Source organism: Cupriavidus sp. 8B (genome assembly GCF_054589115.1).
The window spans coordinates 40,520-63,315 of record NZ_BAAILO010000299.1 but is presented as its reverse complement, the minus strand read 5'-3'; the positions used below and the strand labels follow the sequence as shown (position 1 = coordinate 63,315).

The window sequence follows — 22,796 nt, the reverse complement described above, 5'->3', positions numbered from 1 at the left end:
CCGCGCACGCTGTGCGCGGGCGACGGCGCCGTCACGGGCTTGCTGCGAATGCCGCGTACCAGCGGGTATTGCAGGTGCTGCAGCAGACGTTCCTCGGTGTCCGGACGATCGAACCAGGCGTGCGCCACGACCGCACGCGGCAGGCCGTGCTTCTCATTAAGCTCGTGCAGCCAGGCCGTCTCGGCCACCTGCTCGTCGCGGCAACGCTCGGCCTCGACATGGACAGTCGCAACCACGCGAACGCCCCGGGCCGCAACCCGATAGTCAACCGGCAGGAAGTCCCGGCACAGTGCCCGGTAGTCTCCGAGGAAGAAGCGTTGTGGGTCGTAGTCCTCCTGTAGCCACGGGTAGTGGCCTTGCGACAGGTCCCACAGGTGGTGGTGCGCGTCGACGATCGGTACTGGCTCGTCGTCGGGGCGTGCCGGGTGGGAGGACGTAGATGCCGTCGTCATGGCGGGTCTCTCTTCAGCGCTCGCAACGAGCGGGCAACGTGCTCGAGATCACGGCGGCCAGCACCAGCGCCCCGGCCAGGCAGTAGACCCCAACGCCACCGTCGTAGCGCTGGATCAGCACCCCCACCGCGTAGGGTCCGCAGAACCCGCCAAGGTTGCCCAGGGCATTGATCAGCCCGCGGGCACCGCCGGCCACCTCCGCGCTGCACAGCTTGGGCGGGATGGTCCAGAAGACGCCAGCGGCGGCCTGCAGGAAGAAGCCGCTGCCGATCAGAAACAGGTAGGACAGTGCGACGGACGATTGAAAATGTACGGACAGGAACAGGCATAGTGCGAAGCCCAGCAGCGGACCGGTTACGAAGTGCCGGCGCATGCCTGTGCGGTCGGAGAGGTAGGAGGTCGCCCACATGCCGGCCATGGTCCCGATATAGGGCAGGATGGCCAGCATGCCGACCTGCCCCATGCCGCCGTGCGTTAGGTTCTTCAGGATGGTGGGCAACCACAGCGTGTAGCCATAGATGCCGGCCTGGTAGAAGAAGTTGAGCGCGATCAGGCGCCAGATGGTGGGGTCGCGCAGCACCGCGCCGAAGGATGCCGAAACTACCGCCTTCTCGCGCGCCGCGTTGCGTTCGGCCCTCAGCGAGGAAAGGATGTAGTCCTTTTCCCCGGGCGACAGCCACTTCGCCTTCTCCGGGCTGTCACTGGCAAACGGGATCCAGACGAACAGGAACAGTAGCGACAGCGCGCCCGTCGTGAAGAACAGGTAGCGCCAGTCCATCGTTGCCAGGATCGCGCCGGACAGCGGGGCGGTGATCATGCCGGCGAGCGGGACGAACATGATGACCATGGCGTTGGCCCGTCCGCGCTCCTGGTCCGGAAACCAGTTGCTGACCATGGTGAGCACCACGGGCAGCATGCCACCCTCGGCCACGCCGAGCAGGAAGCGCAGCGTGAGGAGCTGCCAGACCTCGGTGACCAGGCCGGTCAGCACCGAGATCACGGCCCATGCCACCAGCGACCACGCGATGAATTTCTTGCCGCTGCCCAGCGCCGCGAGCCGGCCGCCGGGAATCTGCAAGAACAGGTAGCCGACGAAGAAGATGCCGCCCGCCAGGCCTGCCATGCTAGCGGTCATGCCGAGCCCGGCGCTCATGCCCCCGGGCATGGCGAAGGCGATGTTGACGCGGTCCATGTAGGAGATGATGCAGGCCAGCAGGATGGGCGGGATGATGCGTAGCCAGCGCTTGCGCGGAATCGCGGCCACGGAGGCCGACGCGGCCAGGTTCGCCCGCTCGCTTGAATTGAGGGTTGTCATGTTGTCTCCACGATGGCGCCCGTTCGGGAGTCCCGACGCGGCGCCTGTTTTCTCTTTGTGTTGTGGCCTGTTGCCGCCTCGGCGGTGCCGTCTAGCCGCCCAGCACTACCAGGCCGTCGGGCTCCTTGCCGGTCGGGAACGCGTGTGAAAGCACCAGCGTCTTCAGATCCAGCCTCGCGACGCTGTTATCGTTCAGCGGGATATAGGCGAAGGACTCCGTCGGATGGAATGCCAGTGCGATGGGCTTGTGCTCGGTCGGCACGCGATGCAGCTCGGCCAGGGTCTCGGGGTCGTAGATGCCGATGCTGCGTTCGCCGTAGTTCGTGACGAACAGCCGGTTGTCGCGCGACAGGTAGATGCGGGTCGGGTCCTCGCCGGTGGGAACGGTCGCCAGCAGCTGCATGCTGGACGCGTCCAGCATCGACAGGGTGGCGTCATCCCGGCTCGCCACGTAGAGGATGGATTCGTCGTGGTTCAGGCAGCAGCCCTCGGGCCGCCCGCCGACGCTTGCCGCCACCGGCGCCTGTGAAGGATCGTGCGGATGCACCAGCGTGACGTTGTGCGACTGCAGGTTGGTCACATAGGCCTTTTCACCGTCGCGGCGCACGACGAACAGGTGGCTCTTCACGCCGCCTACCGGCACAGTGCGCGCCGGCACCCGGCTTTCCTGGGGCTGATCGAAAACCAGGAGCATGTTGTCATGTTCGCTCAGCGCATAGACACGATCCTGGCGGTCGATCTGCAGGCCGTGGATACGGTGATAGGGGGCGCAATCCAGCGAGGCGACATGCTCGCCGCGCGCGATATCCACCACGAAGACCTCGTGCCCGCCCAGACCCTCGTGGGCAAAGGTCTGCACGCCATAGTGGCCGACGTAGGCGAACGCGCCGCGAGAATCCACGACAAATTCGTGGGGGTATGCCGGCAGCTGCGCGCGGAAGGCCAGCGCACCAGTGTCCAGTTGATAGCCGCTGAAGCTATTGCCGAATTTCTCGACCAGTACGGCTTTGAGGGGGGATGTCATTGGGTCTCCGGAGTTGGAATGGTTCATGCGGGAGTGCCTGCCCGCTGATAATGCGCGGCGCCCATGCGGCAAGCGATCTGGAAGGCCTGCCACGTTGCTTCTACGTTGGCTTTGCCCTGGCCCGCGATGTCGTAGGCGGTGCCGTGGGCTGGCGTGGTGATGGGGATCGGCAGGCCACCCTGCACCGTCACGCCGCGCGAGAAGCCCAGCAGCTTGATCGCGATCTGGCCCTGGTCGTGGTACATGGTGACGATGGCCTGATACTCCCCGGCCAGTGCCTTCAGGAAGATGGTGTCGGCCGGGAAGGGTCCGTGGAAGGGACAGTCGCTTGGCCAGGCGCGGGCCTGCAGCGCGCGTACCGCCGGCTCGATGATGTCGATCTCCTCGCGGCCGCACACGCCGCCATCTCCGCCGTGGGGATTGAAGGCCGCCACCGCCACCTTCGGCGCTGTCACGCCATTGGCCAGTAGCGAGCGATACACCAGTTCGGCCGCCTGTTCGATGCGCTCCACGCTGAGGTGGCCGGCAACGTCCTTCTGCGGTACGTGGGACGAGATTCTGGAGGTCCACAGATCGCCGAGCGTATTGAATTCGCAGAAGTAGCCGGTCACGCCAAGGTGCTCGGCGAAGTGATGCAGCTCGTCCTCATGGCGCAGGCCCCCGAGCTTCATGGCCTGCTTGTTGAGCGGCGCGAAGCAAATCGCGTCGATGTCGCCGGCGAGCGTCGCGTCCATGCACTGGTCCAGTACCTGCAGCACCGACCGGCCGCCCGGCGCTCCGGCCCGGCTGCGCTGCACGTCGGCGGCTACGATGCTCTGGACCGCGAGGAAAGCGGGCCGCGCCGTGTCGGGCCTGTCCCGGACGTCGGCAAGCGAAGCCACTTCGTCCGTTGCCACCTCGGCGCCCGCGGTGCGCTGTCCGTCGGCCCACAGCCAGCGATCGCCGACCAGGACAATATTGGCCATGGCCGCCGCTGCCGGCTTGGCCAGCAGCTTGGCTATCAGTTCGGGGCCGATGCCGGCGGGATCGCCCAGCGTGAGCGCGACCACGGGTTTTGTAGAAGACATCATGGGGTCAGTCCAGTCGGGTGTGATTCTTGCGAATGATGTTGCCGTAGCGCTGGTATCGCGCGGCGTGGAAGGCCATAAACTGCAGTTGGGTCATCGGACTGATTTCGGCGCCAATGGCGCGGAGCCGGCCGATCAGTTCCGGTGTTTTCAGCACAGTGCTGATCGTGTCGTGCACCGTGTCCTGCACCGACTTCGGTGTGCTGGCAGGCATGTAGATTCCATACCAGGCGCTTATCTCGAGATCAGGGGCACCAGCCTCTGCCACCGTCGGTACATCCGGCAATAGCGAGCTGCGCTGGCTTGCCGTGACAGCAAGTGCCCGAATCGTTCCATTCCTGATCTGCTCAAGCACGGCTGGCATGGTGTCGAAACGCATCTGAACCTGCCCTTCAGCCAGGCCGGACAAAGCCGTGCCGCTGCCGCGGCAGGGGCTCTGCCTGATACTTAGGCCCTTCACATCCTGAAGGATTTCCGCCGCGATGTGCTGGACGCTACCCGAGCCGCTGCTGGCGTAGCCAAGCTGGTCAGGGCGCTGTCTGGCCAGCACGATCAGTTTCTGTAGCGAATCAATATGCAACCCGTTGCTTACTACCAGCACATTAGGGATATCGCCCACAAAGACCACCGGCACCAAATCGCGGTTGCCGTTGTAGCCGAGAGGCAGCAGGTGAGGGACGATCGTGTGGGCGGCTCCGATGCCCAACTCCAGCGTGTGGCCGTTGGTCGACTTGGCAGTCGCCTCGGCAGCCAGCGTGTTCCAGCGACCCGGCTTGTTCTCGACGAATACAGGCTGCTTGAGCATGGGGCCCAACTGATCCGCGATGGCGTGCGCGACTGAATCCGCTATGCCACCGGGGGCGGATCCCACCAGGATCCGGACGGGTCGCGTCGGCCAGTCTCGCGCCGATACGATGGACGCCGCGAGCAAAAGCACGACGGCGATCGTCGTGCCGATCACCGCTTTCATGAGTTGTCTCCAGTTTGATTTTTTGCTTTGTACGCCGCGCCGGTTGACCGTATAGTAGGCGGGCGATTGATCTCGGTATATTGAAAGAACTTGATCGATCTATAACCAGGAGTGATTGGATTGGGTTCCATCGACAAGCAGGATTCAACCCCGCTGCTGCTCAATCGGCTACGCATGCGGCAGATCGCGCTGATGCTGGCCATCGAGGAGCGCAAGACGCTTAGAGCGGCGGCCGACGAGCTTGGGCTCACACAGCCTGCGGCAACGAAAATGCTCCATGAACTCGAAGATGCGCTGGGGCAGCGTCTCTTCGAACGCGTGGGCCGAGGCCTGCTGCTCAATCCGGCAGGCGAGCGAGTGACGGGCTACTTCCGGGGCATTCGCGGCAGCATGGAAGCACTCAATCGCGATCTGGGTGAGTTGCGGCTCGGCAGCGCGGGGCGGTTCGCGGTGGGCAGCATCATGGCGGCGTCGCCCGGGCGGCTGACCGAGGCGCTGGTAGGGCTCAAGGCGAAGTTCCCGCTGCTCGCGATCGAGATCGCGGTAGACACCAGCGATCGCCTGCTTGCACAGTTGCATGAAGGCGTGCTGGAGGTCGTGATCGGGCGGGTGGTGGGAGATGAAGCACGGAATTGCACGTTCCGAGCCATCGATGACGAGGGCCTCTCCGTGGTCGTCGGCAACCATCACCCCCTGGCCGGCAAGCAGCGGGTGGACTTCGCCGCGCTGCAGGCCTACCCGTGGATCCTGCAACCCTGCGGCAGCCCCATGCGCGAGGTCATCGAGCGCGAATTTCGCGACCACCACACGGCCTTGCCGCGTGGGCTGGTGGAGACAGGCTCGATACTCACCACCATCAACCTGATCCGGCGCTCGGAGATGATCGGTGTCATTCCCGCGACTGTGGCTCGACGCGACGCCCAGCATCACGTGTTAAAGATCGTGGCGTATCCGATCCGCCAGAAGCTGGCTACCTATGGCAGCATCGTTCGCCAGGACCGGCCGCCGAGTCTTGCAGCGCTGTATTTCCTGGAACTGCTCCATGCCAAACCGGCCGGCGGCGGCAAGTGATCGATTCCGGCTTACCCCACGCACGGCACGTACGCTGCCCCGCCAACGTTGTTCAAGCCAAGTCGGTGAGGTTGCGCGGCTAGTCCGCGGCGTATCCACGTCATGCGCAGGCTGCCGCAGGCGGCATCATTGGCATCCAACTACGGTGCCCGATGCGCAATGGGAACGCCAGCCAACGCGAGCACCGATTCCGGCGGCGCGTGCAAAGGCGCTAGCGAGATAACCGCAAGGAATACACGCATCAGTTATTTTCAATTGTTCGTCACCCGTCAATCTCGCAGACTAGCGGCACACAAAAAAGCTGCAGCGCTCGCTTTACCGAGCAGTCTGTCGATATCCGGAGACACAAATGGAACTATCAGAACGCGTCTGCCGTCGACGGGCTTGCCGTCCATGGCAATAGCTCCCATTCCCGCCGCGCCGCGGATAGCGCAACGCTCCCCATTGTCCGACTGAGATCGCGCGGCAGCGCGGTACCAAAGACGATCTGATTCCCACGTGAATTGCCCATCTCGCCCTCATCGAATGAGCCGGCAGGGAGGCGCTTGCGCTCTGCATTCGTGCGACATGCGGCAGGCATGGATGCAAGACCGTCTATGAATGAAAGACCACGATAACGACAACGATTTTTCGGCAGAGGATGGAGAAGTGAATGATGAAGAAAGCTACCACGCTGTTGTTCCTGGGAGCAGCGGCGACACCGGTGCTGGCGCAGTCGAGCCTTACGCTGTATGGCCTGGTGGATACCAGCATCCGCTACAGTACCAATGAGAACGCCGCCGGCAACTCCAAGCTGCAGATGAGCGACGGTGTACTGACCGGCAGCCGCTGGGGCTTGCTCGGCAAGGAGGAGCTTGGCAAGAACTACCAGGCGATCTTCGTGCTGGAATCGGGTTTCGCTCCGGACTCCGGCCAGAGCCTGCAAGGTAACCGGCTGTTCGGCCGAAGGGCGTTCGTCGGGCTTCAGGGCGATTTCGGCACCGTTACACTGGGCCGCCAGTTCACCGTGATCCATGAAGTCATGGCGAGCTATGACGCGATGGCGCTGGCCAATCTTTCCATCGTCGGGTTTCAGGGCGGCAATTACACCGGCGGCGTCCGCCAGGACAATATGGTGAAATACACCGGCATCTTCGGCGGATTCAGCATCGCAGCCCAACATGCCCTTGGCGAAGTCGCCGGCAGCATCGCCAGATCGTCCTCGACGGGGGGTAGCCTGAGCTATGCCGCTGGCCCCTTTATGGTCGGCGCTGGCTACCAGATCATGCGCGACACCAGCAGCTACTATGGGGTGACCGTGCCTAACAGCAACCAGAAGGTGGGAACGCTGGGCGGCACTTACAACGCGGGGCCCGCCACGCTCTACCTGGGCTACACCAGCAGCAAGTTCAACACTGCCGACTATCGCAACCAGGCCGTCTACGTCGGGGTCAAGTACGTGTTCAACTCGGCGTGGTCTGCGATTGCGCTGGGTACTTACGATCGGCTCAAGCATAGCGGCGACTCTGGCAACCGCTTTACCGGCTCGGTTATGCTCGACTATGCCTTCAGCAAGCGCACGGATGTGTACGTGGAGAGCGACTACACCACCCTTTCGGGGGCCTGGCGCACGCTGGGCGGCCAGGCTAGTTTCGTCACGCCGTTCTACGGCTACGGCAGCCGCCTGGGCGTCATGGCCGGGCTACGACACAAATTCTGAGTGCGCCGGGAGGCCGGCAGGGAGTAGGTGGTGCAAGTCCACTACGATGAAGGAAGAGCGAACCACATCGGCCCCGAGCCGTGCGCAGACCGCCGTGAGGTGGTCTGCGAAGCGTCGGTAGGGGAATGTTCGGGCCAGACATGGAGCCGCGATCGTTGTGTTATTCCGGCTGCCGACGCGGTTCAGAAGGCGAAAAGGCAACATGACGGGGCATGCAAGCGCGAGCGCCTCGACGACCCGGTGTGGTCGACGACCCTGGCACGCAAACTGATCGAACGTCTTAATCCTATCCTGCGGGGCTGGGGGCACTACTACAGGCGCTCCCACGTCCGAAGGCTCTTGAACCGACTCGACCGATGGCCCAACCAGAAACCGGCGCTTGGCAACCCAGGGACGCCTCTTAAGCCAGCGCTTCATGCACGTGTGGCTACGAGGCTGGCAACCACCTAGTTCTGCAAGTTCATTCACCGTGAGATACGTTCTCACCTCATTCTCCAATCCGCCAGTCCCGGCGGGTCAATTCGATGAACCGTTGTGCTGCCGCGTCCACAAACTGGCATTGATGTGACTTGACTCGGCGCAACTTCACGCGTGATGCTGGTTGCTAGGCTCGTCTCACATTCTTGGAGATTCGCATGCGCGAAAGAGAACAGTCGTACAAAGGGTTCAAGGTCAGGCTTGTCATGCCAGATGGCGTCAATGCTGGTGAACACTATGGCCGGGTGCAGATTTCCGGTCCGGATCAGAGTGTCGGGGTTCGATTTACGCCGGACTGGATTCAGCCCCCCAAGACGGCCGAGGAAGCGGAAGCATGGCTTTTCGCATATGCAGCCGGTGTCATTGACTGTGAGTTGGCTGGTGGCCTTGGGATGGATCTCAGAAACGAATAGTGTCATTCGTTGGGCCTCCCGAACTCCACCACCCATCCCCAGGGATTTGTCTCCCAGGCGCCGGCTCCATTGATCGGCTTGTCCCATAGCGCCGAGTAGCCGTCGACCGCAGCGGGCAGCAATGTCCTGCGTGTTTGCGCGGCCGACACGGCATCGACACATAGCTCGCCGTCGTCGGATTCGACGTACAGCGCAATCGATCATCAGTCTGTCTTCTGGCTGAAGACCTCGAATGCCTTCGCGTAATCCGGATGCCAGCGCGAAAGCGGCGGCCGGTTATCGACAATATCTCTTGCAGCCCAGAGGATGCGTCGCTCGTCGAGCGAACGCGGCACATCGTTGTCGGGACAGAGAATGTAGAAGTCACCGGCCCCCAACCGGTCCATCATGAAATCGACGGTTTGCTCTGGCGTCCAGGCACCGGCCGGCTTCTCGGTACGACCTCGGGCAGCAAGATCCGTGAAAACAAAACCCGGAATCAGCAAATGAGCGCTGATCCGGCAGTTCGGCGTATTGCGCAGCTCGTGCTGCAGCGCCTCGGTAAAGGCCTTCAGGCCAGCTTTGGAGACGTTATAGGCCGGGTCGCCAGGCGGCGTGGTGATGCCCTGTTTCGAGCCGGTGTTAATGACCAGACCCGGGCGTCCGCGCGCGATCATGCCAGGCACAAAGGTCTGCGTGCCGCGGATGACGCCCCACAGGTTGATGTCAAGCACCCGTTCCCAGTTCGCGGCCGGCCCGAACAGGCCGCTGCCAGGCTGAATGCCGGCGTTGTTCACGAGTACATCTGTGCCGCCGAAACGATTCTGGACTGCAGCTTCGAGCCGACGCAGGTCTTCGAGGCGGCTGACGTCCGTCTCGAACGCCATCACGTCGGCTGTTCCGTTGGCCGCAAGAACGGCGACCTCTTGGGCAGCGCGAGCGAGTCGGCTCGCGCCGAGGTCAGCGATGCACACGCGAAGTCCGCGCTGCGCGAACCGCTTGGCAGCGGCGAGCCCAATGCCGGCAGCGCCGCCCGTGATAACGGCGACGGATCCGGGCGTGAAAGCAAAGTGTGTCATCAATGATCCTTCATTGTTCGTGGCTGCAGGGGTTGTGGTGCAATTCGGACGTGTCAGTCTGATACTTTGGAGAGCGCGAGCCGATGGGTAAACGCAAAGACATTGACAGGTTGTTCAATGGGCGCCACCTTGATCGCGAAGTTTTAGTCCTTTGCGTGCGTGGGTAGCTGCGTTACAAGCTCGGCTCCAGAAACGGGGCGGCTTCCCGCCCCCTGCTGAATTGCACCACAAGCCGGGACGGCACCTTAGGAAGAACCGTGGTTTCCCAGGCAAGCCGCCTCATATCGACTACGCTCAGCCGCCGTAGAGTTGTTTGCTCAAGCCCGCGTCGGTCAAGGCACAAAGCGCAATCGCGGACCAGTCATGCTCAGCGCCGATACCTTGTGAGCGTAAGCTCAGGAATCGGTCATGGACAAGGCTCGCAAGCGGTAGGGGAACGCCAAGCGCCTCAGCGGCCGCGAGCATCAGGCGGTTGTCCTTCTGGCCAAGCGGCAACGAGAAGCCAGGCGGCTGGAATCGTTGCGATGCAATCAGCGGGCCATAGATCTTGTACGGCGGCGCATTGAAATTTGCGCTCGTCAGCAACTCAACGAGGCGCATAGGGTCAAGGCCCGCCTTGCCCGCAACCGCACATGCCTCGCCCAATGTTTCGATAATCACGGACAGCATGAAATTACCGATGAGCTTGACCAGGTTGGCCTGAGAGGGATCCTCGCCGACAATGCCGACCGACTGCCCAAGCAGCTCAAGAAGCGGCACGGCAACCTTGAGGTGCTCATCCGCACCAGCGGCCATAATGAACAGCCTGCGCGCCGCCGCTGCATCGGGCCGGCCAAACACCGGTGCCGACACGAAGCCAAGACCGGCTCCGCGGTACTTCGCTGCGTGGTCCTGTGCGGTTGCCACACTGATGGTACTCATTGAGATGTGCAACGCGCCCGGTTTCAGCGTTGTGGCGATACCTGCCTCGCCGAAGGTGACCGCTACGTGCGCGGCGTCGTCGGACACCATCGTGAACACGACGTCGGCCGACATCGCCGCCTGCGCAGGACTTGTCGCGATGCTCGCACCTGCCGCACGCAGAGGTTCGGCGCGGGCGGGATTGCGATTGAAGACATGTACGTCATGCCCGGACTCGATCAGGTTAATCGCAATCGCGGCACCCATCGAGCCAAGTCCTACAAATCCAATCTTCATGATGAAATTCCTAATGATCAGCCGAGCGGGCGCGAGCTCGCTCAGACGGCAAATTGATAGACTTGGACGCCACGTAACCGTCCAGCGTAATGGTCTTTGGAGCGAGCTCTTGCCTTTTGATCGCCTGTTAAGGCTGATCTTGTAACGCATGTACCAACACACGCACAGGACGATGACTTCGCGGTCGAAGTGCCACCCGTTGAACAACCAGTCGATGTCTCTCAGCGTACTCATTGCGGGCTCGCGCTAGCCAAAAGCCCGAGCATCACCCACCGGCCCCCACGATTTGCACCAGAGCCGTTAGGGGAGCGTATGCGGAAGTGTGGGTCACGCCGGAGCAAAGATAAACCATGCAAGTCTTTCTTTAATCCAAAGAAGATATATGGATACAAGCAGGCCGACCGGTACCTGCGTGAGGCCGGCATCACCGCGTGCGAGCGGTTCGAGCTCAGCTCGCCGGTGGCCATCCCTCATCGTTTTCGCGGATGCAGATGCATGCATGCGCCAGCAAATCGCGGGGCACCTGCGGCACCCCGTGCGTGTCAACGGCTGGTCGTCGCGCTGGAAGGTCTCAGGCAGCGACTCCAACTGCTGTAGCAGCAGCTCAGCTTCGTGTGCGAAGCGCTCGCCTTCCGGGGTCAGGCTGAGCGGATGAGCGGTACGCGTGGCAAGCGCAAGTCCGAGCCTTGTCTCAAAGTTGCGTAGGCGCATAGACAGCGCTGGCGAGGTAACGTCGAGCGCCGCGCTGCGGCGCTGACCGATGGCGCTCGTGCCAACGCGGAGACAAGCTGCAAGTCCTCGATGCGGATCATTCAGTTCAGCTTAACAATAGATTTCCAGGCATTTAACCACGGAGATGACATGGTCGACTACAGTGGCTACATATGCACCGGTCTCATCTCCACGGCGCGCCGACGCCGCGAAGGAGGACTTTGGCTCTTTACAGGCGCGCTCCGTGACCCAGCAGCCTGCAGCTGCTATGGCGTGTCCAAAGGCTTTGGCGAAGCGCTTGGTCGCCTCTATGCGGACAATATCGCCTGTCGGTGGCGTGTCTGCGTATCGGGTCATTTCGTCCTGGCGACCAACCCAGGCTCTGTTCCATGGCGGCTTTGGCTGTCTTGTCGAATTTACGGGACGGCTTGAAGATATCGATTGACCGCGCATTCTCAGATGACTCCCCATTAAGAATAGGCCTTTACGCATGGATGCAGTGATCTTGGTTGTGGCAATTGGAGCCATTGTTGCGGGCTTCGTTCAAGGGCTCTCGGGCTTCGCCTTTGGACTCACTGCAATGTCGTTCTGGGCCTGGTCGCTGGATCCTAAACTGGCCGCGGCAATGGCTGTCTTTGGGGCGTTGACGGGGCAGATCATCGCCGCGGTAACCATGCGCCGAGGATTGAAGCTGGGCAGGCTGTTGCCTTTCTTGATCGGCGGCCTGGTGGGCATACCTATTGGCGTCGCGATTCTTCCGGCGCTCGACCTTCAACTCTTCAAGGCTCTCCTGGGTACGTTCCTTGTGCTGTGGTGCCCCACAATGCTTGCGGCACGAAACCTGCCGACAATCACGGCGGGTGGGAGGGTAGCCGACGGGATCGTGGGTGGCGTCGGGGGGATCATGGGTGGCATCGGGGGCTTCACCGGCACGATTCCTACGTTGTGGTGCACGTTGCGAGGATTCGACAAGGATGAACAGCGTGCGATCATTCAGAACTTCAATCTCGCCTTGCTGCTTGTGACGATGGCCATCTACGTGGAAAAGGGCATCGTGACACGTGAAATGCTGCCGATGTTTGCCATCGTCGGGCCGGCGATGCTAATTCCCACTCTCCTGGGCGCGCGTCTGTATGTTGGCATTTCGGAAGCAACGTTCCGCAAGATTGTGTTGAGCCTGCTCGCCGCCTCCGGGGTCGCGTTGCTGGCATCGTCCGCGCCACATTTGCTTCAGCGTTTGGCGTAGGGATTCTGTCACGGTACGGTCTCGACGTGCTGCTGGGCTTACTCCAGCAACCCACTTCCTTGTCTGCCGCGGGTTTCACTCACAGCCTGGAGCAACCCATATTTGCGGATCTTTTGATATAAGGTACTTTTGGCAATGCCCAACTGGAAAGCGGTTTTGGTCAGATTGCCGCCGTTGTAGGCGAGCGCCTCCCGGATTGATTCGGCTTCGGCCTTTTCCAGTGAACAGCTTTTTGCGCTCAATGGTGGCGTCGCTTCCTGCCCAGCACCACCTCGGCTCAGGATCGACCCGATGGTGATTTCAGGTGGCAGCTTGTCCGTGGTGATCACATCGTCTTGCGCCATCAGCAGGGAGCCTTCAATCGCGTTGCGCAGCTCGCGCACATTACCTGGCCAATCATAGGTTAGAAGGCACCCATAGGCTTCGTCGTCAAACGAAGTCGCGGGTAGGCCGTAGCGCTCGCAAAGATGGGTCAACCAGTGAGCGATCAGCACAGGCAGGTCGTCCTTGCGGTCACGCAGCGGTGGTATCGAAACAGTGGTCACGGCAATCCGATAGAACAAGTCCATGCGGAATTTCCCCTCCGCGATTTCGTCCCTCAGGTTGCGATGCGTGGCCGCGATCAGGCGAAAGTTGGCTTTGCGCGGCGAGTTCTCGCCGAGGCGATAGGTTCCGGTGCTTCTGCTAGGCGAGACCGGTGTCGGCAAGGAATTGTTTGCCCAGGGAATCCATCAGGCCAGCGCCTGCGCCGACGGCCCGTTTGTCGCGCTCACAATTGCGGCGGGCTATCGCGGGACCTGCTTGCAAGCGAGCTCTTTGGCTATGCGGATGGTGCCTTCACGGGTGCGCGCAAATCGGGGGCCGCCGGGAAAATCGAGGCCGCGAGCGGCGGCACATTGTTCCTGGATGAAATCGGCGAGATGCCCCTGGATATCCAGCCCCACTTGCTGCGGGTGCTGGAGGAGGGCGAGATCTGGAATGGAAAGGGAACACCGGAGCCGCAGTGAGATGGAGTGATTTCTCGATGCGTGCGGAACCGCCGCTAGGAGCCCAACTCGTGACGCCGCGCAGAGGGTATACCCATCATGGCCTCTACGTGGGCGACGGGAAGGTTGTGCACTATGCAGGGCTCTCGGGTGCCCTGCTCGCGGGGCCCATCGAAGAGGTCCCGGTAGCGCGCTTTGCCTGCGGCCACAAAGTGTGGATTGAGCCGGGCCTTTCCCCAAAGTACACAGGCGCGGAAGTCGTCCGCCGGGCTCGCTCCCGGCTGGGCGAAAACCACTACCGGCTGCTGACCAACAACTGCGAGCACTTCTGTATGTGGTGTCTATGTGGAGTAGCGCGCAGCGCACAGGTGGACAGATGTCTGGCGTTCCCCCGCCTGTTCCTGGGAGCAATTTTCCATCAGATCAAGGTAGGCGGCGCCATGTCTCTCCGGCGTTCCATATGCTCGCCGTGATTGGGGCGGCAGCCAACGTGAGTGATATCGGTGTCCCCCGTCCTTTCGAATCGGTTTCGGAGTCAAACTCAGTTCTACTTGTCCGACAGCGCTGTCGTAGGGGCGGCGTATGAGGACCATCCCATCTTCGCGCAGTCTATTGCGGTCAGCAAGCGGGTGGAGCCCGAGACGGAAGATGCCAAAATTGTTGCCGGCACACCTTCTGCCTCAGTTACTTCACAAGACTATTCGGAGAGATGAACATCGGTGCAAAAGGGGAACGTTATCACTTGGCCGCTGATCCGAGGCACTGCCGGTCACAGACGCAAGGGGGAGAGCTGATACTGGAGACTCGCCACCGTTGAAGTCGCGGGCGTATCGGTTCGCTGACATCAGATTCCCACGCGATCCCACCCCGGTATGTGAATCTAGCCGATCATGACTAATTCCAGGCTTTCCGCAACGAGAAGATAGGAAGGTGAAGGGCTTCAGGCCCGCTTTTCCAACGATGTCAGGGCAAGACGCCCCATGGCCAGTTGCTGTGCCACTCCCGCAACGCGTGCACCCAGGTGTTCTGCGGTGCGCAGATCCGCGAGGGGTGGTACCACATCGGATCCTTCATCAGCGTTCGACTGGGCCGCTGCGCCCAGGAAAAAGCCATGACGATTCAGGGAATCCTCCGTCGACTTCGAATTGTTGTGTCCCGGCGGCAGGCCGAGGTTCACCCAGTGCATGCCGTGCTGGGCGGCGAAGATTGCAATCTGCTGCAACGTGACCAGCTTGTCGCCCGAACGCGAAGCCGCATTGGTGAAGCCCGCCGCCACCTTGTTGGCCCACTTGCCGCCCTTGGCAAAGACATGGCGCGAAGTAGCGTCCATGAATCCCTTGAACTGCGCCGATGCACTGCCCATGTAGGTGGGCGCGCCAAAGATGATGCCATTCACGTTTTCCAGTGTGTCCCAGTGTTGATCGATTTCGTCGACACTGATCAGCAGGCTTTCCACGCCATCAACACTGGCTGCGCCGCGTGCGACGGCCTGCGCTTGTTTGGCGGTATGTCCGTAGCCACTGTGATAGACGATGGCGATTTGGGTAGAGCTGGAGTTCATGGTGCCAGGCCTCAATGTAGTTTGCAATAAATTGAATTTTCCTGCATCACGTGAAACGCCGTAGAGCTGGGACAGTGACGAAAGTTAGGGGGCGCAGCTTGTTCGCTGGAAATTCGACAACATCCCTTTTGTGCCGATTCCCATCGAGAATGCCGGGAGTAGCAACGCGCGAGCAACTCAACTCATGCCAGGTCCCCGAGGTCGTGAGAACGATCCTGCCGACGCTCCGGTTGGACTCCATGCGCCGATGCGCATCAGCAGCGTTCGACGGCGGGAACACGCTGCAGACCACTGACGTCAGGCCATCCGGGGTGAAATGATCGAGCCGCCGTTCGCTAAGGCGACGTACCATCGCATACTTGGCGGATTGTGCCCGCGATCTCTTTACGGTCCCGATGATCTGGGAGCGTCCATAAAGTACCCGCTCCAGCGGCAGCGCAGCCGCCGCTTTCCCATGGTTGGCGCTCTGCCTGAAGGCCAGGAGCATGCCGTACTTATCGTCTATTTGAATATGAGCCGAGCGAAGTCAATCGCACGCTGTCGATGGACGACGCGCTTGAACTGCTATGCGCACCGGCCGTGAAGGGGTCGCGCTTGCGAGTTACACGACTGCGGCCATCTTGTGGCGCATCCGCGCTAGCGGAATCTCCCGTAGCGGCGCTGGAGATGCCGGTGAACGGTGAACATGATTGTGATTGCGGTGATCAGAGGCGTTATCCGGATCGATGAACAAGTTAGCGTCTACGTGGAGAGCAGTATATTCAGACAACGGTAGCGGATCGATGGCTATTCAATGACGAGATTGCAATCTGCCGCACCCTACTGGGCCGCGGAGTCCTCAGGGTGCGAGCTTGTCACGCACATCGCGCCGGGCGCGGATTCTTGATACGCCGGTAGAGTTTGTCGAGCATCGCGTCGCTTTCCTTGGCCGACAGTGCAGGCGCATGCGTTGTGAAGACTTGATTGACGCAGAGCAGCTTGCGACCGGTTTCCAGGTGCACGACGACCGTCAGCTGGTGGTGGTGGTGGTGGTGGTGGTGGTGGTGGTGGTGGTTGTGGGCGAAGGGCTTGGCAGGTGCGCCGAAGCGATACTTTGCCCAAATCTTGGGGCCAGCTTGAACCGCGGTCGGGGCCTGAGAGAGCTTACGCCGCCAGATGTTCCTCAACAAGGCACTCACTTCAGTGCCTTGCTGCTGGAAACGCTACTTATACGCTTTGGCCGCAGTCCGGTCTGGTTCCAAGCCTTTCTCCCGGGGCAGAAGTTGAGCCAGTGTCCTTTTGACGGGTGAGGAAGCTCCCGAGCATCGCAAGGCCGACCAGTGCGAGGACCGCACCGAGTTCGAAGTCCGCTGGAATGCCAAGCCGGTCCACGACGCGGCCTCCGAGAGACGAGCCAACCGCGATCGCGACCTGGATTATCCCAACGAACAGTGCTGAGCCAGCTTCCGGTAGATCGGCTGTCGATTTCTGAATCCACAAGCTGAGGCACAGTGGAATCGCGCCGAATGCAATGCCCCACGCAAGAACGATCGCCACCACTGTCGGGGCAGAATGACGCAGCGCGGGCATCATCAACAGCGAGATCATCAGCATCAAGACCATCGCAGCCAGCGACGCCTTGAGGTTGCGCGTTACCGTTGCCGAGACGGCGAAATTGGAAACGAAGCCGATGGCGCCGAAGCCCAGTAAGACCCAAGTAATGCTTTCGGTGCTGAAGTCGGCGTATTGCAACAGAAAAGGGGCAATGAACGTATAGGAAGAAAAGTGAGCGCCGAAGATGAAGGCGACCATGATCAAGCTTCTGCGCGAGTGCGTCCGGTGCAAGAGCGCGAACAGATCAGCGATGCGCAACGCAGCTTTCGAGGGCAGTGATGGGACGAGGATGGCCTGGGCTACCATGGCCACGGTTACGAGTATACCGGTCGCTATGAACGATGCCCGCCACGACGCAAGGCTGGCGATGAACGTGCCGAACGGGACTCCAATCACTGTAGCAAACGTGACCCCTGCCAGAATCATCGCAGTCGCCCGCGCCGCTTCGCGCGGCTGCACCAGCCTTCCCGCGGCGGCAAGCGCGAGAGTCCAAAAGCCTCCCAGGCTTGCACCGAGGGTGGCGCGCCCGATCAGCATGACCGCGAAATTGGGTGCAAATGCGGATATCAGATTGGACGTCAGCAGCAACACCGAAAGTATGAGCAGGATATAGCGGCGATCGACCCGTCCAGCCCCCAGCATCATGCCCGGCGCGGAGATGGCTGCCATCACGCCAGGGATCGTGACCATGAGGCCAGCGGTGCCAGGCGTTACGCCGAACTCCTGGGCGACTTGTGGCAAAAGTCCGACCGGCAAGAATTCCGTTGTGACGAACGCAAAGGCGCCCACGGTTACGGAACCCACCGCTAGCCAAGCCCGCATAGGGGAGGGGTTGCGGGCTTCGTTCAATGGGTCACCTACCGGGTGACTGTTTTCCATCATCATAAATCTGCTTCCGGGCTTTGGGTCTACAGTTTGGGCTCGCCGATAGGTCTACCGCGACATCGTGCAGACAGGCTTTCCGGTAGCGCCATCTCGAAGCGGACGACGGCATCCGTCAACCGCGCCGATGTAACAGGAAACGCCAGCCTGACCGCGATACACGTGGTTAGGCTACCTAAGAAGTGCGAGGCGGGGTCGGCACCATACCATTGGTTCATGCTTTGCGCTGGCAGGTTGCAAATATGGCGCTAAACCTCGGTTGCCGACAGGGTCTTCTCGCATGCAGGCCTGACGAAAAGAGTCGCTTGCATTCGATGGGTTCTTACTCGAACAATGCTGACCACTCGGCGTCGATTTAATTACAGTTCTGTCATGCTGGTGGCGCAAGCCCGTACTATTGGATAGACAAAACTCGATGCAGCGCTGGCGGTGGGAATTCCCGTGCCGCACAGCTGCAAGCGCGGCGAACGCGGCTTGTGCGCTACCAAGGTCGTGAGCGGTGCCGCGTCCCACAGAGATCGCTTCCTGTCTGATGTCCGGCGCCAGGAAGACACCCTGGCCTGTGTTTGTGTCGGCTGGGCGGAAGACGATGCGATGACGCTCGACCTCTGAGCCGGGCGACATTCGCAAGCCCGGATGCGCGGCGCCGATCTGCCCGTGAAAAGCGCGCCGCTGTGGCGAAAGATGGGTCGAAGCCGAATCTCTATATTCGGCTTCGAGCGCCATCGCGCGAACCGAGTATCAAATAACCAACAGGATGCGGAAGTGTCAAACGTTCTTCATATTGTGGCGTCCCCGCGTGAGAGCAGCCAGTCCAGGCTGGTCGCGGGCGCATTCAGCCAGGAATACCTGCAGACCCATCCGGGCGGGCGCGTGGACGAGCTCGATCTCTGGGCACTCGACCTGCCGGAGATTCGGGAGGACATCCTCAACGCCAAGTATGCTGTTCTCGCTCGCCGCGAGCATACCGAAGCACAGGCGCGCGCGTGGGAGGTCATCAAGCAGGAGGCGGCTCGGCTGCTGGCCTACGACACGCTGGTGATCAGCACGCCAATGTGGAACTTCGGTCTTCCCTATAGGCTGAAGCACTACATCGACGTGGTTACGCAGCCGGGGCTCACGTTCAAATGGACACCGGAGAAGGGCTACGAGGGTCTCGTCCATGGGCGCCGCGCGGTGGTCATCTATGCGAGCTCCTTCGACTATTCGGCGGGTACACCCCTCGCTGGATTCGATCATCAGAAGCCCTATCTGGACGCGTGGCTGCGCTTTATCGGTATCACCGACATCAGCACCATCACGTTTGCACCGACGCATCCAGACGCCCCGGCGATGGGAAGCGCAAGGGACGCGGCGATGACGCGTGCGCTCGCGATCGCCGGATCCATGTAGGTCCCCCACATTCGGTCCATTGAGGATCCAGGTGGTCCACGCAGTCCACATTGTCAGCAGCCAGTCATGGAACACAAATCCCTCAGACAAGCCGGCGGTCGCTTCCCCGTGGGCACCCGCGCACGCGGCGTGGCGGTACTGCTTTGTCTGGCCGTAATCGGCTTCAACCTGCGCACGCCAATGACCAGCCTGGGTTCGGTGCTGAGCCTGATCCAGGATAGCGTGACCCTTGCCGGATGGCGTACTGGCTTGCTGACTGCGTTGCCTTCTGTTTGCTTCTCGCTGTTCGGCCTCGCCTCGCCGGCGCTTGTGCGTCGTATGGGAGACGAAACCTGCCTGTTTGCATGCCTTGGACTGACGGCCTGCGGACTGCTGCTCCGTGGTGCGGGCGGGGGATCCTGGCTCTTCTTTGGTCAGGCCCTGTCTTGCGCCGGGATCGCCGTTATCAACGTCCTGCTTCCTGGGTATTTGAAGCGCCGGTTTCCCGAGCGAACTGGCTTGCTGACGGGCGTGTACTCGATGGCGCTGTGCGCGGGCGCTGCGCTGGCGTCGGGCCTGACCGTACACATGGCGCAACAGCTGCACGGGTCGTGGGAGCTGGCTCTGGCTGCATGGGCTGCGCCGGCGGGCCTGGCCACAGCCGGATGCGCGCTTGTATTCGGAGTGCGCAACGACGAGAAGCCCGGCTTGGCGACGCCCGGCGTTCAACATGGTGCGGTCTGGACGAGTCCTCTTGCCTGGCAGGTGTCGCTGTTTATGGGCTTCCAGTCCTCGCTCGCCTACATCGTCTTCGGGTGGCTGCCTTCGCTGCTTCAGTGGCGGGGGCTGGACGCCGTCTCGGCCGGCACGATGTGCGCACTCTCCGTCATTGTGCAAGCACCGGCATCGTTGGCCGTGGCGATATGGGCGAGCCGCACGCGCGACCAGAGGGCAGGGATGGCGGTGGCCTCGCTGACATGCGCTGCCGCGTTGTGGGCTTGCCTGCTCCTTCCGCTCGGCAATCTGCAAGTCGCGGCCGTCGCTCTGGGTGTCGCGCAAGGCAGCTTGCTGGCGCTAGGACTCACCGTCATCGGGATGCGCGCGCCGGATGGAGCGGTGGCTGCGAGCTTGTCCGGCATGTCGCAAAGCGTCGGCTACGCGATTGCCGCGCTGGGGCCGGTAGTGGTCGGCCTGCTGCACGCGCGTGCTGGCGGCTGGTGGCTTGTCGGTTGTCTTTGCCTGGCCATCGCCTGCGCCGCCGCGCTGTGCGGGCTCGGCGCAGGCCGTGCCCGGTTGATTCCGGCGCGCCGCCGCACCGATCTGGCGATGGTGGGTGGCGACAATGTCCCTTGGTAGGCAGCGCTGTCGTCGCAGGCCCCGTATCTCTCATTCAGCTTGTGGCTGAGCCCGGGTCCTTTTCCATAACAATCACAGGAACTCGCGCGGCCTGCCGCGGGCATCGCCTTCCAGGCCAACATCCTCGCCGGCGCGCGCGAACGAGCATGGCGGTGGCTTCGCCGTGGTTGCCGGCGAGGTTCGGATGCTCGCGCAGCGAGCAGCTACGGAAGCGAGGTCCATAGCGGCGCTGATTGCTGAATCCGTTTGGGCAATGGCCGGCGGGGCGGCCGCAATCGCCCCGCGCCCGGCGGCGCGGCTCTTAAGACCGATCCCGCCGAAAGCGCGCCGGCGTATTCCCCTCGAGACGGCGGAAACATGTTGTCATATGCGCCTGATCCGCGAAGCCGCAGTCGTGGGCGATCTTGATGAGCGGAAAGTCCGTTTCCAGCAGCAGCGCTTGCGCGCGCTTCACGCGCCGCTTCATGATGAAGCGCAGCGGTGCTTCACCGGTCGATGCGCGGAATGCGCGCATGAAGTGAGGAAGACTCAGTTCGGCTAGGGCAGCCAGTTCGAGCATCGAGATATCCTCGCCGATATGGCCTTCTATATAGTCGACGATCCGGCGCAGGCGATAGGGGGCGAGTCCACCCTTGTTGGCTGCGAGCGCGTCACCTTGCTTGAAGCGCGCAATCTCCACCGCCAATTGCCCGACCAGGCTTTCGCAATACAGCTGGCGCCCCAGTTTCGGCGTGACGCATTCCATGGCGAGCTTGTCCGCGATCGCCCACATTGCCCTGTTCTCGAACATCAGCCGCGTCGTGAAGGCAGGCGGTGTCTCCTCGCTTTCGCACGCCTGCCTCAGCAACTCGTCCGGGAAATGGACGGCGACACACCTGAAGCCTTTGATGAATTGTGTGTGGCCGTACGCTTCGCCGTCCTTCGCGATCAGGCTGAGGTGATCGTTGCCGCGGTAGGCGCCTTCGAGCGGCCTGGAGGGCTGGTGGCGTGCATCTATCTTGCCGCCGGTCTCCCGAAGCGCGGCGCGCAGGCTCAAGCGGCCGGAGCCGAGGGGGCGCGCGATGTCCGAGAGCTGGTCGAATTCGACGACTTCCACTTCGGTGTTGGCCCAGCGGCCAACCACGCGGCTGCGATGAAGATTACTGGCGATGCGTACCATGACGCCCTCCTGTAACTGATACGGCACGATGCGAATGAGCTGCGCCAAGATCTCCACTGCCCATCGGCGTCGACGCTACTGCCAGAGAATGCCTGCTCTTCCCGTGCAATATTTGCGCCTGCGGGCTACCTATACTGACCTCGGCTGTGAAGCCAGCGCTGCCTGTTGCCCGGCATGCAACCCCTGACGATGAGGACTGAAACAAAGGAGCACCCTGTGCAGTATCGGTATGCAGCATCCGCCGGCGACGCGGCGGCAGGACGAGCAAGCGGCGCAAGCCGCCGCGGAAGAAATCGCATGAAACGCAGCCATGAGCGGGCAAGTTTTTTGTTCGACAAGGCGAAAGCCGAACACGCAGGGAGTGGAAATCATGACGAGCGGAGCTAGTCCGGTATCTGTCTGCGAGGTGATCAAGAGTCGCGTCGCGGTGCGTCGATTCCTGCCCCGGGGCGTCCCTGAGGCCGTCGTCCGTGAAATCCTGCATACCGCCAGCTATGCGCCAAGCGGAGCCAACCTGCAGCCGTGGAGGGTGTATGTCGTCGCCGGCGCGGCGAAGGATGCGCTTGCCGAACAGTTGCATGCCGCGTTTCATGATCGTGCGGAAGCACATAGTGAGGAGTACCGCTACTACCCAGACCCGGGTCTGGAGCCATACGCTTCCCGGAAGCGTGCCTTCGGGCGCTTGTTCTATGGCGCGTTGGGAATTCGGCAGGAGGATGCCGAAGCCCGGGTGCGACAGACGGTGCGTAACTACCGGTTTTTCGATGCTCCCGTCGGGCTGGTCTTCACCATCGACAGGCGACTCGAGCAGGGCAGTTGGCTCGACTACGGGATGTTCCTTCAGAGCATCATGCTGGCAGCCAGGGCGGCCGGGCTCGACACTTGTCCTCAGGTATCGTTTGCAAAGTTTCATGTTGTCCTGCGTAAGTGCATGGGGATACCGGAAAACGAACTCGTTCTGTGTGGCATGTCCCTCGGCTATGCGGATCCGGAATCCCCCGAGTTGAGCACCCGGCAACCCAGGATTCCCGTGGATGCCTTCGCCTCGTTCTCGGGATTTGCCCCTTAGACGGGCGCCACACGGTTCACCCTCATCTGATCCTTCCGCGTCCTGCGGATTCGCTGCGACCGGTGCGATTTCACCGATTGCACCTGGATATCCCTCGCCTGGCCTCGCTGTCCTCTGGG

22 protein-coding genes and 4 pseudogenes are annotated in these 22,796 nt (G+C 61.8%); 13 read left to right on the top strand and 13 right to left on the bottom strand.

All coding sequences use genetic code 11. The features are described from left to right. The 5 genes from ACYP5B_RS29805 to ACYP5B_RS29785 all read right to left on the bottom strand — a co-directional run. Positions 1-452, bottom strand: a 452-nt coding sequence (locus tag ACYP5B_RS29805) for an amidohydrolase family protein (protein ID WP_459572055.1), incomplete at its 3' end; no start/stop codon positions are given. Positions 453-465: 13 nt separating this feature from the next. Beyond that, the gene (locus ACYP5B_RS29800) at positions 466-1,767 is read right to left on the bottom strand and encodes an MFS transporter (protein ID WP_459572054.1); all 1,302 of its coding nucleotides are present in this window, start codon (positions 1,765-1,767) and stop codon (positions 466-468) included. 91 nt (positions 1,768-1,858) lie between these two features. Beyond that, positions 1,859-2,791, bottom strand: a complete 933-nt coding sequence (locus tag ACYP5B_RS29795) for a YncE family protein (protein WP_459572053.1) — start codon at positions 2,789-2,791, stop codon at positions 1,859-1,861. Between the two features lie 23 nt (positions 2,792-2,814). After that, positions 2,815-3,861: a 4-hydroxythreonine-4-phosphate dehydrogenase PdxA gene (locus tag ACYP5B_RS29790; RefSeq protein ID WP_459572052.1), complete on the bottom strand. Its 1,047-nt coding sequence runs from the start codon at positions 3,859-3,861 to the stop codon at positions 2,815-2,817. Between the two features lie 4 nt (positions 3,862-3,865). After that, positions 3,866-4,828: a Bug family tripartite tricarboxylate transporter substrate binding protein gene (locus ACYP5B_RS29785; RefSeq protein ID WP_459572051.1), complete on the bottom strand. Its 963-nt coding sequence runs from the start codon at positions 4,826-4,828 to the stop codon at positions 3,866-3,868. A gap of 120 nt (positions 4,829-4,948) precedes the next feature. On the opposite strand from ACYP5B_RS29785, the gene ACYP5B_RS29780 reads away from it, so the two are divergent. The 4 genes from ACYP5B_RS29780 (at position 4,949) to ACYP5B_RS29765 (ending at position 8,488) form a co-directional block, all read left to right on the top strand. After that, entirely contained in the window at positions 4,949-5,899 is a 951-nt protein-coding gene (locus ACYP5B_RS29780; protein WP_459572050.1) for a LysR family transcriptional regulator, read from the top strand. Positions 5,900-6,551: 652 nt separating this feature from the next. After that, positions 6,552-7,598, top strand: coding sequence for a porin (locus ACYP5B_RS29775; RefSeq protein WP_459572048.1), 1,047 nt, complete (start codon positions 6,552-6,554; stop codon positions 7,596-7,598). A gap of 27 nt (positions 7,599-7,625) precedes the next feature. Then, entirely contained in the window at positions 7,626-8,048 is a 423-nt protein-coding gene (locus ACYP5B_RS29770) for a group II intron maturase-specific domain-containing protein (RefSeq protein ID WP_459572047.1), read from the top strand. Positions 8,049-8,233: 185 nt separating this feature from the next. Further along, positions 8,234-8,488, top strand: coding sequence for a hypothetical protein (locus ACYP5B_RS29765; RefSeq protein WP_459572046.1), 255 nt, complete (start codon positions 8,234-8,236; stop codon positions 8,486-8,488). A 203-nt stretch (positions 8,489-8,691) separates the two neighbouring features. Here ACYP5B_RS29765 and ACYP5B_RS29760 read toward each other — a convergent pair whose 3' ends face one another. Next, on the bottom strand, positions 8,692-9,546 hold the full coding sequence (locus ACYP5B_RS29760; protein ID WP_459572045.1) for an SDR family NAD(P)-dependent oxidoreductase: 855 nt from the start codon (positions 9,544-9,546) through the stop codon (positions 8,692-8,694). Between the two features lie 83 nt (positions 9,547-9,629). On the opposite strand from ACYP5B_RS29760, the pseudogene ACYP5B_RS29755 reads away from it, so the two are divergent. Next, positions 9,630-9,710: pseudogene (locus ACYP5B_RS29755) on the top strand (IS6 family transposase); the annotation flags it as partial. A gap of 130 nt (positions 9,711-9,840) precedes the next feature. Here the strand turns inward: ACYP5B_RS29755 and ACYP5B_RS29750 are convergent. Together ACYP5B_RS29750 and ACYP5B_RS29745 are read right to left on the bottom strand one after the other, a co-directional pair. Continuing rightward, a complete protein-coding gene (locus ACYP5B_RS29750; RefSeq protein ID WP_400094612.1) occupies positions 9,841-10,743 on the bottom strand; it encodes an NAD(P)-dependent oxidoreductase in 903 nt (300 codons plus the stop codon). Between the two features lie 534 nt (positions 10,744-11,277). Then, positions 11,278-11,555 (bottom strand): annotated as a pseudogene (locus tag ACYP5B_RS29745) (helix-turn-helix domain-containing protein); the annotation flags it as partial. Between the two features lie 389 nt (positions 11,556-11,944). Here ACYP5B_RS29745 and ACYP5B_RS29740 point away from each other — a divergent pair. Beyond that, entirely contained in the window at positions 11,945-12,700 is a 756-nt protein-coding gene (locus ACYP5B_RS29740) for a sulfite exporter TauE/SafE family protein (RefSeq protein ID WP_267602969.1), read from the top strand. Positions 12,701-12,738: 38 nt separating this feature from the next. Here ACYP5B_RS29740 and ACYP5B_RS29735 read toward each other — a convergent pair whose 3' ends face one another. Continuing rightward, entirely contained in the window at positions 12,739-13,407 is a 669-nt protein-coding gene (locus ACYP5B_RS29735) for an AAA-type ATPase lid domain-containing protein (RefSeq protein ID WP_459572044.1), read from the bottom strand. On the opposite strand from ACYP5B_RS29735, the pseudogene ACYP5B_RS29730 reads away from it, so the two are divergent. Next, positions 13,370-13,674 (top strand): annotated as a pseudogene (locus tag ACYP5B_RS29730) (sigma 54-interacting transcriptional regulator); the annotation flags it as partial. The gene ACYP5B_RS29735 and the pseudogene ACYP5B_RS29730 sit on opposite strands and share 38 nt — an antisense overlap. Before the next feature lie 50 nt (positions 13,675-13,724). Beyond that, positions 13,725-14,159, top strand: a complete 435-nt coding sequence (locus ACYP5B_RS29725) for a lecithin retinol acyltransferase family protein (protein WP_459572043.1) — start codon at positions 13,725-13,727, stop codon at positions 14,157-14,159. Between the two features lie 467 nt (positions 14,160-14,626). Here ACYP5B_RS29725 and ACYP5B_RS29720 read toward each other — a convergent pair whose 3' ends face one another. From ACYP5B_RS29720 to ACYP5B_RS29710, 3 genes are all read right to left on the bottom strand, one after another. Continuing rightward, positions 14,627-15,247: a flavodoxin family protein gene (locus ACYP5B_RS29720; RefSeq protein ID WP_459572042.1), complete on the bottom strand. Its 621-nt coding sequence runs from the start codon at positions 15,245-15,247 to the stop codon at positions 14,627-14,629. A gap of 854 nt (positions 15,248-16,101) precedes the next feature. Then, the gene (locus ACYP5B_RS29715) at positions 16,102-16,425 is read right to left on the bottom strand and encodes a hypothetical protein (protein WP_459572041.1); all 324 of its coding nucleotides are present in this window, start codon (positions 16,423-16,425) and stop codon (positions 16,102-16,104) included. Positions 16,426-16,453: 28 nt separating this feature from the next. Beyond that, on the bottom strand, positions 16,454-17,725 hold the full coding sequence (locus ACYP5B_RS29710) for an MFS transporter (RefSeq protein ID WP_459572040.1): 1,272 nt from the start codon (positions 17,723-17,725) through the stop codon (positions 16,454-16,456). A gap of 420 nt (positions 17,726-18,145) precedes the next feature. Here ACYP5B_RS29710 and ACYP5B_RS29705 point away from each other — a divergent pair, with 420 nt between their 5' ends. The 4 genes and pseudogenes from ACYP5B_RS29705 to ACYP5B_RS29690 form a co-directional block, all read left to right on the top strand. Beyond that, a complete protein-coding gene (locus ACYP5B_RS29705) occupies positions 18,146-18,334 on the top strand; it encodes a 2Fe-2S iron-sulfur cluster-binding protein (RefSeq protein WP_459572121.1) in 189 nt (62 codons plus the stop codon). Between the two features lie 24 nt (positions 18,335-18,358). Continuing rightward, positions 18,359-19,114, top strand: a complete 756-nt coding sequence (locus ACYP5B_RS29700; protein ID WP_459572039.1) for an FMN-dependent NADH-azoreductase — start codon at positions 18,359-18,361, stop codon at positions 19,112-19,114. A 66-nt stretch (positions 19,115-19,180) separates the two neighbouring features. Further along, entirely contained in the window at positions 19,181-20,449 is a 1,269-nt protein-coding gene (locus ACYP5B_RS29695) for an MFS transporter (RefSeq protein ID WP_459572038.1), read from the top strand. A gap of 99 nt (positions 20,450-20,548) precedes the next feature. Beyond that, a pseudogene (locus ACYP5B_RS29690) lies at positions 20,549-20,720 on the top strand (methyl-accepting chemotaxis protein); the annotation flags it as partial. 30 nt (positions 20,721-20,750) lie between these two features. Here the strand turns inward: ACYP5B_RS29690 and ACYP5B_RS29685 are convergent. Next, positions 20,751-21,656: a helix-turn-helix domain-containing protein gene (locus ACYP5B_RS29685; RefSeq protein ID WP_459572037.1), complete on the bottom strand. Its 906-nt coding sequence runs from the start codon at positions 21,654-21,656 to the stop codon at positions 20,751-20,753. Between the two features lie 262 nt (positions 21,657-21,918). Here ACYP5B_RS29685 and ACYP5B_RS29680 point away from each other — a divergent pair, with 262 nt between their 5' ends. Then, positions 21,919-22,677, top strand: coding sequence for a nitroreductase (locus ACYP5B_RS29680; protein ID WP_459572036.1), 759 nt, complete (start codon positions 21,919-21,921; stop codon positions 22,675-22,677). Positions 22,678-22,796: the final 119 nt, after the last annotated feature.

Coding starts and splice junctions, on each gene's coding strand:
- ACYP5B_RS29800 (WP_459572054.1), bottom strand. CDS start 1,767: ATGACAACCCTCAATTCAAGCGAGCGGGCGAACCTGGCCGCGTCGGCC.
- ACYP5B_RS29795 (WP_459572053.1), bottom strand. CDS start 2,791: ATGACATCCCCCCTCAAAGCCGTACTGGTCGAGAAATTCGGCAATAGC.
- ACYP5B_RS29790 (WP_459572052.1), bottom strand. CDS start 3,861: ATGATGTCTTCTACAAAACCCGTGGTCGCGCTCACGCTGGGCGATCCC.
- ACYP5B_RS29785 (WP_459572051.1), bottom strand. CDS start 4,828: ATGAAAGCGGTGATCGGCACGACGATCGCCGTCGTGCTTTTGCTCGCG.
- ACYP5B_RS29775 (WP_459572048.1), top strand. CDS start 6,552: ATGATGAAGAAAGCTACCACGCTGTTGTTCCTGGGAGCAGCGGCGACA.
- ACYP5B_RS29765 (WP_459572046.1), top strand. CDS start 8,234: ATGCGCGAAAGAGAACAGTCGTACAAAGGGTTCAAGGTCAGGCTTGTC.
- ACYP5B_RS29760 (WP_459572045.1), bottom strand. CDS start 9,546: ATGACACACTTTGCTTTCACGCCCGGATCCGTCGCCGTTATCACGGGC.
- ACYP5B_RS29750 (WP_400094612.1), bottom strand. CDS start 10,743: ATGAAGATTGGATTTGTAGGACTTGGCTCGATGGGTGCCGCGATTGCG.
- ACYP5B_RS29740 (WP_267602969.1), top strand. CDS start 11,945: ATGGATGCAGTGATCTTGGTTGTGGCAATTGGAGCCATTGTTGCGGGC.
- ACYP5B_RS29725 (WP_459572043.1), top strand. CDS start 13,725: ATGCGTGCGGAACCGCCGCTAGGAGCCCAACTCGTGACGCCGCGCAGA.
- ACYP5B_RS29720 (WP_459572042.1), bottom strand. CDS start 15,247: ATGAACTCCAGCTCTACCCAAATCGCCATCGTCTATCACAGTGGCTAC.
- ACYP5B_RS29710 (WP_459572040.1), bottom strand. CDS start 17,725: ATGATGATGGAAAACAGTCACCCGGTAGGTGACCCATTGAACGAAGCC.
- ACYP5B_RS29700 (WP_459572039.1), top strand. CDS start 18,359: ATGCGCGGCGCCGATCTGCCCGTGAAAAGCGCGCCGCTGTGGCGAAAG.
- ACYP5B_RS29695 (WP_459572038.1), top strand. CDS start 19,181: ATGGAACACAAATCCCTCAGACAAGCCGGCGGTCGCTTCCCCGTGGGC.
- ACYP5B_RS29680 (WP_459572036.1), top strand. CDS start 21,919: ATGAGCGGGCAAGTTTTTTGTTCGACAAGGCGAAAGCCGAACACGCAG.